The organism is Streptomyces sp. Ru71 (assembly GCF_002920535.1).
Classification (GTDB): domain Bacteria; phylum Actinomycetota; class Actinomycetes; order Streptomycetales; family Streptomycetaceae; genus Streptomyces.
Window position 1 is genome coordinate 1 of the sequence record NZ_PQSS01000141.1, and the last position, 8500, is coordinate 8500.

The following is an 8500-nucleotide window of genomic DNA, read 5'->3' on the forward strand; positions in this document are numbered from 1 at the left end:
CGACCCGTGCGGCGCCGGCGACCGGTTCGCCGCCACGGCGGCCGGGCTGCTCGCCGACGGGGCACTGGTCGGCGAGGCGCTCCAGGGCGCCGTCGCCGCGGCCACCGCGTTCGTCGGGGCGGGCGGCGCCGCCGCGCTCCCGGAGCACGCCACCGAACCCTCCGCTGCCGAGAGCCACCCCAACGCCGCCCAGGGCGACCCCTTCGCCACGGCCGCCCGGGTCCGCGCCGCCGGCGGGACCGTCGTCGCCGCCGGCGGCTGCTTCGACCTGCTGCACGCAGGCCACGTCGGCCTGCTGCAGGCCGCCCGCCGGATCGGCGACTGCCTCGTCGTGTGCGTCAACTCCGACGCCTCCGTACGCCGCCGCAAGGGCGACGGCCGCCCCGTGAACCCGCTCGCCGACCGGGTCCGCGTCCTGCGCGCCCTGGGCTGCGTCGACGCCGTCGCCGTCTTCGACGAGGACACCCCCGAGCGGCTGCTCGCCCGGCTGCGGCCCGACGTGTGGGTCAAGGGCGGCGACTACACCGGAGCCGAACTGCCCGAGGCGGCGCTGCTCAAGGAGTGGGGCGGACAGGCGGTCCTGCTGCCCTACCTCGACGGCCGCTCCTCGACCGAGCTGATCGCCCGCGCCGCGGAAGGAGCCCGATGACCCGGCCCGGCTGCTCGTCCTGCGCGCCCTCGGCCTCGGCGACCTGCTGGCCGGGGTGCCCGCGCTGCGCGCCCTGCGCCGCGCCTTCCCCGGCCATGAACTGATCCTCGCCGCGCCCGCCGAGCTGACCCCGGTCGCCGGTGCCACCGGAGCCGTCGACCGGCTGCTGCCCGCGTCCGCCCCCGGCCGGGCCGTACCCGAGCGCATCGACTGGACCGGGCCGCCCCCCGACCTCGCCGTCGACCTGCACGGCAACGGACCGCCCAGCCGACGGCTCCTGGAGACGCTGCGCCCGCGCCGCCTGTGGGCCTTCGCGGCCCCCGACGGCCCGCCCTGGTGGGCCGAGGAGCACGAGCGGGCCCGCTGGTGCCGCTTCCTGGAGCACTACGGCGTCCCCGCCGACCCCGCCGACCTGCGGCTGCCCGCGCCGCCCGGACCCTCCCCGGCCCCGGACGCCGTCGTCCTGCACCCGGGCGCCGGGGCGCCCTCGCGCTGCTGGCCCGTCGAGCGGTACGCCGCCGTCGCCACCGCCCTGCGCGAGCGCGGCCGCCGGGTCGTGGTCACCGGGGGAGAGGGCGAGGACGACCTCGTCGCCCGGCTCGCCAAGACGGCCCGGCTGCCCGACACCGACACCTTCGGCGGCGGCCCGCCCTTCGCGCGGCTGTCCGCGCTGGTCGCCGGCGCCCACGCCGTGATCAGCGGCGACACCGGCATCGCGCATCTCGCCGTCGCCCACGCCACGCCCTCGGTGACCCTGTTCGGCCCGGTCGCACCGAGCCGCTGGGGTCCACCGGACGACCCGCGCCACCGCGCCCTGTGGCGCCCCGGCCCCGAGGAGGGCGACCCGCACGGCCGCCGGACCGACCCGGCCCTGCTGCGGATCACCCCCGCCGACGTCCTGCACGCCTACGACCGGCTCCGTTCATGACCGACCTCGGCATCGTCATCGCCACCCGCAACCGCGCCGACCGCCTGGCCCGCACCCTGCGCCGGCTCACCGCGCTGCCGGAGCGGCCGGAGATCCTCGTCGTCGACAACGCCTCCACCGACCACACCCGCGCCCTGCTCGCCCGCGACTTCCCGCAGGCCGGGGTGCTCGCCCTGGCCGAGAACCGGGGCGCGCTCGCCCGCACCGAAGGGGTGCGCGCACTGTCCACGCCGTACATCGCCTTCAGCGACGACGACTCCTGGTGGGAACCGGGCGCCCTGGAGCTCGCCGGCAAACTGCTGGACGCCCATCCCCGGCTCGGACTGGTCTCGGCCCGCACCCTGGTCGGCCCGGCCGAGGAGGACGACCCGCTCAACGACGTACTGGAACACTCCCCGCTCGGCCCCGCCACCGACCTGCCCGGCACCCAGGTGCTCGGCTTCCTGGCCTGTGCCGCCGTGGTCCGCCGCACCGCCTACCTGGACGCCGGTGGCTTCCATCCGGTGCTGTTCTTCGGCGGCGAGGAGACCCTGCTCGCCTACGACCTCGCCGCCCGCGGCTGGGGCGTCACCCACTGCCCCGACGTGGTCGCCCACCACCACCCCGACCCCGCGCCCCGCCCCGGCCGCCCGGCCGCGCAGCGCCGCAACGACGTCCTCACCGCGTGGCTGCGCCGCCCGGTGCCGTACGCCCTGGCCCGCACCCGCGAGCTGGCCGCCGAGGCCCGCCACGACCCCGTCGCCCGGCAGGCACTGCGCCAGACCCTCGCCCGGCTGCCCGCCGCCCTGCGCGCCCGCCGCGCCCTGCCCCCGCACCTGGAGCACGCCGCCCGCACGCTGGACGGAGCCCGCCCATGACCGACCCGCGCACCACCGTCGTCGTCATCACCCACAACCGGCGTGCCGAACTCCTGCGCACCCTCGACCACTTGGCCGAGCTCCCCGAACGTCCCCCGGTGATCGTCGTGGACAACGCCTCCGCCGACGGCACCGCCGACGCCGTCGCCGTCCGGCATCCGCGGGTACGGCTGCTGCGGCCCGGCCGCAACCTCGGCGCCGTCGGCCGTAACCTCGCGGTGCGCGAGGTCCGCACCCCCTACGTGGCGTTCTGCGACGACGACTCCTGGTGGTCGCCGGGGTCCCTGTCCGGCGCCGCCGACCTGCTCGACCGGTATCCGGCGCTCGCCACCGTCACCGCGCGCATCCTCGTCGAACCCGGCTCCGCCGAGGACCCGATCACCGAGGAGCTGCGCCACTCGCCCGTCCCCGGCCCCGACTGGCTGCCCGGCCCGGCGCTCGGCTCCTTCCTGGCGGCCGCGACCGTGCTGCGCACCGACGCCTTCCGCAACGCCGGCGGCTTCCACCCGCGGCTGTGGCTCGGCGGCGAGGAGGAACTGCTCGCGGTCGACCTGGCCGCGAACGGCTGGTGGCTGACGTACGCCGACCATCTGACGATCCACCACCAGCCGTCAGGGATGCGGGACGCGACCCTGCGCCGGGCGCACGGCATCCGCAACACCCTGTGGTTCACCTGGCTGCGCCGGCCGGCCCGGCCCGCGCTGCGCCGTACCGTGCACCTCGCCCGCACGGTCCCGCGTGACACGGTGTCGCTGCGGGCCTTCGCCGAGGCCGCGGCCGCCCTGCCGTGGGTGCTGCGGGAACGGCGCGTGCTGCCGGCGGAGGTCGAGGCGCGGATGCGGCTGCTGGAGCGGGCCCAGCGGCAGTCGAAGGCACGGCGGTACGTGGGCTGATCGCAGGGGAGGGGCCGCCGTTCCCGGCGGCCCCTCTCCCGCGCTGTGCCCGGTGCTCAGCCGGAGCTCTCCGGGCGTTCGCGCGTGGGCCCGCGGCCGCGCTCGGTGCGCGGGCCGCTGCTGCGGTACTGCGGCTCGCGCTGCGACTCCTCGTTGGCGACGTCGTTGGCGTCCTGGTCGGAGATCCCGGACCGTTCCGCCTCCTTGCGCATCCTGGCCCGTCGGGTGTCGTACTTCTTGCCGCCGGGCTCGGGCATCGCGATCAGCTCCTGCCGACAGGTGCCTCGCAGCCCGCCCGGCAAACGCTCACGGCTCGGTCCACCGGCACAGCAGCCGGAACGCCGCGAACAGGGTCAGCGGCCACACGAGGGCGAACGCCCAGATCACGCCGGGATGGGAGGTGCTGATACCGGTCACCATCAGCCCCACGGACACCGCGACCAGCAGGGCGACCAGGACCGGGTGCGGCCGGCGGGCGAGCAGCCGGGCGAGGTCGGGCCGGGGCCGCCACCGCAGGGTGCTCAGCCGCCGGTCCAGCCGGCGGTCGCGACGCAGGTCCCGTTCCAGGGCGTCCAGGATGCGCTGCTCGTGATCGGGGAGACGGCCGGTCGCCACTGTCACTCCTCTTCCGGTTCTTCCGGTCTCGCGGACGGCTTGCACGACTGAACCCACGGGTGCCCCGGCGCCCCCGCGCCCTAACCGGCCGCGGCGGCCCCCAGCGCGGCCACGAGACGGTCCGCGCCGTCCTCGCCGGCGCCCCGGCGGAAACCGTCCGCCACCTGCCGGGCCCGGCGGCGGCCCTCGTCCAGGCACCAGTCCCACCAGCGCCCGAGGCCGTCCGCGTCCACCCGGCCGGCCGGCAGCAGCGCCGGCCAGCCACAGGCCCGCGCCTGCGCCGTCACCTTGGCGCCGCCCGCGACCGGGTCGATCGCCAGCACCGGCGTCCCGGCGCGCAGCGCCAGCACCAGCCCGTGCAGCCGGTCCGTGACGACCAGGTCGAGGCGGGCCAGCAGCGACTCGAACTGCTCCGCCGTGGCGCACAGCCGCCAGTCGCGGGTGTCCAGCCGGGTCTCCAGCTGAAGGCGCGCGCAGTCCCGGCCCGCCAGCCACGCCGTGACCGCCTCCGCGACCTCGGCGTGCCGCCGCTGCCCGCCGTACTCGTGCTGCCCGTGCGTGAGGATGACGCCGGCCACCGGCCGGGCGGGCGGGGCGGGGGCGCGGGCGGCCAGGTCCAGGGCCGGTTCGGCGCCCGGCGCGTCCCGGGCGAGCACCCGGTGGAATCCGGTGACGGCCGGGCTGCCGGGGTCGATCACCGACGTACCGACGGCGATCCGCGCACAGTGCGCGAAACGCCGGTGCAGCTCCTCGATCTGCGGACCGTGCAGCGGCCCGCACACGAACACCAGATGCGTGTAGTCCTCGGGGCGTACGTCGTCCAGGTGCAGGGCGTCGGCCCGGAAGCCCGGGCTCCACACGACGTCGTACGCCAGCCGCTCGCGCTCCAGCACATCGCGCACCCGGTGCAGCGCCAGCACGTCACCGGCGGTCGCCTCCCCGTGCCGGAAGGTGAACCACCCCGTCAGCAGAATCCGTCCTCGCACGGCCCCCGAGTGCCCGCGCGGACGTGCTGCCACGCGTCGCCGGCCCCCCATGCGCGCCGCAGCCCCGTACCCCGCACGTCCGGGAACCAGCTGGGTGTTGCGGACAGCAGGTGTCCGCAAGGCTCGTTAGCGTGCCGTACATGGCCAAGACGACGACGGCTCCCGTACTCGGCACCCGTGCCCTCAACCGCGCGACCCTGCGCCGGCAACTGCTGCTGGCCCCCGCGCCGCTGACGGCCGAGGAGGCCGTCGCCCACCTGATCGGCCTCCAGGCGCAGAACGTCAAGCCGCCCTACTACGCGCTCGCCGCACGCCTCGACGGCTTCGCGCCCGAGCAGCTGTCCCGGCTGATGGCCGACCGCGCCGTCGCCCGCATCGTCACCCTGCGCTCCACCCTCCACACCCACACCGCAGACGACTGCCTCACCCTGCGCCCGCTGGTGCAGGGCGCTCGCGAGCGGGAGCTGGCGAACTTCCGCAAGGGCCTCGACGGCGTCGACCTCGGCCGGCTGGCCGCGCTCGCCCGGGAGCTGGTCGAGGCCGAGCCGCGCACCATGAAGCAGCTGCGGGAGGCCCTGCACAAGCACTGGCCGCACGCCGACCCCCAGGCCCTCGCCGTCGCCGCGCGCTGCGCGCTGCCGCTCGTCCAGGTCACCCCGCGCGGGCTGTGGGAGGCGAGCGGGCAGGTGGCGCTGACCACGGCCGAGCACTGGCTGGGCCGCCCCGCCGAGCCGCCCGCCACCCTCGACGCGACCGTCCTGCGCTACCTCGCCGCGTACGGCCCCGCCTCGGTCAAGGACATGCAGACCTGGTCCGGCCTGACCCGGCTGCGCGACGCCTTCGAACGGCTCAGGCCCCGGCTGCTCACCTTCCGCGACGAACAGGGCGTCGAGCTGTTCGACCTGCCCGACGCGCCGCGCCCCGACCCGGACACGCCGGTCCCGCCGCGCTTCCTGCCGGAGTTCGACAACCTGCTGCTCTCCCACGCCGACCGCACCCGGGTCGTCCCGCCGGAGCACCACGGCCGCAGCTGGCAGGGCAACCAGGCCTACCGCACCCTCCTGCTCGACGGCTTCCTCGCGGGCCTGTGGACCCTGGAGCAGAACGCACTGGTCATCGAGCCCTTCACCCACCTGACCCGAACCCGGCGAACGCAGATCACGACGGAGGCGGAACGCATGCTCGCCACACTGCACCCGGGCACACTGCACGACATCCGCTTCGGCCCGGTACGCCGATGACACCGGGCATCCCCGACGCCGCACAGGGGGCCGGGCATTGGATAGGGGGGCGCTGCGGGCTGCTCGTGGAAGCCCGCAACGCCCCCCTGGTTATCACCTGAGGGATACTCAGGAGCCTTCTGGGGCTATGAGCCGACCTGTGCGGTCACGAGGCTGGAGAAGGTGGTCAGCCGGGTGTACACACCCGGGTAACCCGCCTCCGCGCAACCTTCTCCCCAGGAAGTGATCCCTGCCAGGACGCCCCCGATGAGCAGGGGACCGCCGCTGTCGCCCTGGCAGGTGTCCACGCCACCGGATGAGTATCCGGCGCACACCATGTCGCTCTGCACGAAGTCAGAGCCGTAGGAAGTCTTGCAGTCGGCGTCGGACACGACCGGGACCGTGGCGGTGCGCAGCTGGTTGGAGGAGCTGCCGTTCTCCGAGGTCGTGCCCCAGCCGAGGATGCGGGCCGTGGTGCCCGCGGCGTAGAGCGAGGTGTCGGACGCCGAGACGTACTTCGCCGTCGCGTACGGCATCGGCGTCGACAGCGTCAGCACGGCCACGTCGTCGCCGTTCGTGGCGTCGGTGTAGTCCGGGTCGATCCAGATCCTGCTGACCCGGCCGACCGTGCCGTCGGTGCCGTCGAGGTAGGTGCGGCCGCCCACGACCCGCACACCGGAGGCGGTCTCGCCGGCCATGCAGTGCGCGGCCGTGACCACCTTCGTCGGGGCGACGAGCGTGCCGCCGCAGAACTGGTTCTGCGAGGCGTCGGTGATCTGCATCATGAACGGGTAGGCCGCCGTCGTGGTCGTCGTACCGCCCACGACGGGCTGCGGCGCGGCGACGGCGGAGGGAGCGCTGAGGAGTGCCGCGGCGGTGGTCGCGGCGGAGGCGACGGCGACGGCCGCTGTCTTCCTCGCCGTCGATCTCGCACGGGTGAGCCCGAACATCAGTCTCCTCGATGGGGGTTGCCGGTGGGGGTTCGCACGGGTGTGGGGGGTTGAGCACGGGGGTCGCGGGACCGACCCCCGTGTGCCCGGGCGAGCGGCACGTCCCTCACGCTAGGGGCGCGCACGCCCGCGCCCCAATGAGGGAACCCCCTAACGGAGGCGGGCAGGGAAAACCCTCGGTCGCCCCGCTGTTCACCCACGAAGGCAGTAAACCCGCGCCCGCCTCACTTCGCGTGGCGCCCCGCCGCCAGCCGGACGATGTCCACCCGGGAGCGGATGCCCAGCTTGCGGTAGACCCGGGTCAGCGTCGCCTCCACCGTCTTGACGCTGATGAACAACCGGGCCGCGATCTCCCGGTTGGTGGCGCCCTCCATGACCAGACCGGCGACCTGACGCTCCATCGAGGCCAGCGAGTCCAGCGCCGTGTGCAGCCCCGCCGGGGCGGATGCCCGCCGCTCGGCCGCCGCCGCCGTGGCGGCCTCGGCGGCCGCCTCCACCTGCCGCAGCCACGGCAGCGCGCGACAGCGCCGGAACAGCCGCGCGGCCTCGTCGTACGACGCGTTCACCCGCGTCGTCTCCGCCCCGCCGAAGCCCGGTCCGGCCGGCCGTCCGGCACGCAGCCGGGCCAGCGCGTACGCGGCCCGCGCCTCCTCAAGCCCGTATCCCAGCTTGGCCAGCCGGTCCTGAACGGACGTCAGCTGCGCGAGCGCGCCCTCCGTGTCGCCGCGCGCCGCCCGCACCAGGGCCTCGCCGCGGTCCAGCACGGCCAGCACGCTCTCCCGGCCCAGCCGCAGCGCGTGCTCCCGGGCCGTGGCCAGGATCTCCCGCGCCTCACCCGCCTCGCCGATCCGCACCAGCGCCTCGGCGAGGTCGCCGTGCCAGCGGCCCCGGGCCGGGTCCGTGATGCCCAGGCCCGCCTCCAGCTCCCGCACCCGGCGCAGCGACACCACGGCGCCGCGCGCGTCCCCGGCGACCAGCTGCGCGTGGCCGAGCGCGGCCAGGGCCCGCGAGAGGTACATCGCGTCGCCGTCCTCCTCGGCGTGCGCGGCGGCCTCCCGGGCCAGCGCCTCCGCCCGCTCCAGGTCCCCGGCGGACGCCTCCGCCAGGGAGGCCAGCATCGCCGAGGCGCTCTCGCCGATGCCGGAGTCGCGGGCCAGTCTGAGGCTCTCGCGGGCCAGGTCCAGGGCCCGGCCGCAGTGCCCCGCCAGCAGCTCGGTCTCGGCGAGCGCCCGCAGGAAGTGCACCTCGCTCTCGACCATGCCGCGCCGGCGCACCTCGCGCAGCAGCGCGCTGATCGTGGAACGCGCCTCGGACAGCTGGTCGTTCATCAGCAGCCAGCGGAAGCGGGCCGCGCCGGCGCCGTTGTGATGACACGCCACATGCGGGTCCTGCGGCTCCTGCA

Annotated in this window: 10 protein-coding genes; 5 read left to right on the top strand and 5 right to left on the bottom strand. The window is 75.9% G+C overall.

All coding sequences use genetic code 11. The annotated features are described in order from the left end of the window. The 4 genes from rfaE2 to C3489_RS37435 all read left to right on the top strand — a co-directional run. The coding region (gene rfaE2 / locus C3489_RS37420) for a D-glycero-beta-D-manno-heptose 1-phosphate adenylyltransferase (RefSeq protein WP_103786597.1) at positions 1–649 on the top strand (649 nt) is incomplete at its 5' end. Positions 650–659: 10 nt separating this feature from the next. Next, entirely contained in the window at positions 660–1577 is a 918-nt protein-coding gene (locus tag C3489_RS37425) for a glycosyltransferase family 9 protein (protein WP_103786598.1), read from the top strand. Further along, complete coding sequence (locus C3489_RS37430) at positions 1574–2434, top strand: glycosyltransferase family 2 protein (protein ID WP_103786599.1); 861 nt, start codon at positions 1574–1576, stop codon at positions 2432–2434. Before C3489_RS37425 ends, C3489_RS37430 begins: the two co-directional genes overlap by 4 nt. Beyond that, entirely contained in the window at positions 2431–3327 is an 897-nt protein-coding gene (locus C3489_RS37435; protein ID WP_103786600.1) for a glycosyltransferase family 2 protein, read from the top strand. Before C3489_RS37430 ends, C3489_RS37435 begins: the two co-directional genes overlap by 4 nt. A gap of 56 nt (positions 3328–3383) precedes the next feature. Here the strand turns inward: C3489_RS37435 and C3489_RS37440 are convergent, their stop codons facing one another. The 3 genes from C3489_RS37440 to C3489_RS37450 all read right to left on the bottom strand — a co-directional run bounded on the left by C3489_RS37440 (position 3384) and on the right by C3489_RS37450 (position 4928). Next, entirely contained in the window at positions 3384–3584 is a 201-nt protein-coding gene (locus C3489_RS37440; RefSeq protein ID WP_103786601.1) for a hypothetical protein, read from the bottom strand. 49 nt (positions 3585–3633) lie between these two features. Next, positions 3634–3942, bottom strand: a complete 309-nt coding sequence (locus C3489_RS37445; RefSeq protein WP_103786602.1) for a DUF3040 domain-containing protein — start codon at positions 3940–3942, stop codon at positions 3634–3636. Positions 3943–4022: 80 nt separating this feature from the next. Beyond that, positions 4023–4928 carry a polysaccharide pyruvyl transferase family protein gene (locus C3489_RS37450; RefSeq protein WP_258055129.1) on the bottom strand — a complete coding sequence of 302 codons (906 nt, stop codon included), beginning with the start codon at positions 4926–4928 and terminating at the stop codon, positions 4023–4025. A gap of 140 nt (positions 4929–5068) precedes the next feature. Here C3489_RS37450 and C3489_RS37455 point away from each other — a divergent pair, with 140 nt between their 5' ends. Beyond that, positions 5069–6169, top strand: coding sequence for a winged helix DNA-binding domain-containing protein (locus C3489_RS37455; protein WP_103786604.1), 1101 nt, complete (start codon positions 5069–5071; stop codon positions 6167–6169). Between the two features lie 125 nt (positions 6170–6294). On the opposite strand, the gene C3489_RS37460 is transcribed toward C3489_RS37455, so the two are convergent. Together C3489_RS37460 and C3489_RS37465 are read right to left on the bottom strand one after the other, a co-directional pair. Continuing rightward, positions 6295–7098 (bottom strand): trypsin-like serine protease, encoded by an 804-nt coding sequence (locus tag C3489_RS37460; protein WP_103786605.1) that lies wholly within the window; start codon positions 7096–7098, stop codon positions 6295–6297. 224 nt (positions 7099–7322) lie between these two features. Further along, positions 7323–8500, bottom strand: a 1178-nt coding sequence (locus C3489_RS37465) for a helix-turn-helix transcriptional regulator (protein WP_146075406.1), incomplete at its 5' end; no start/stop codon positions are given.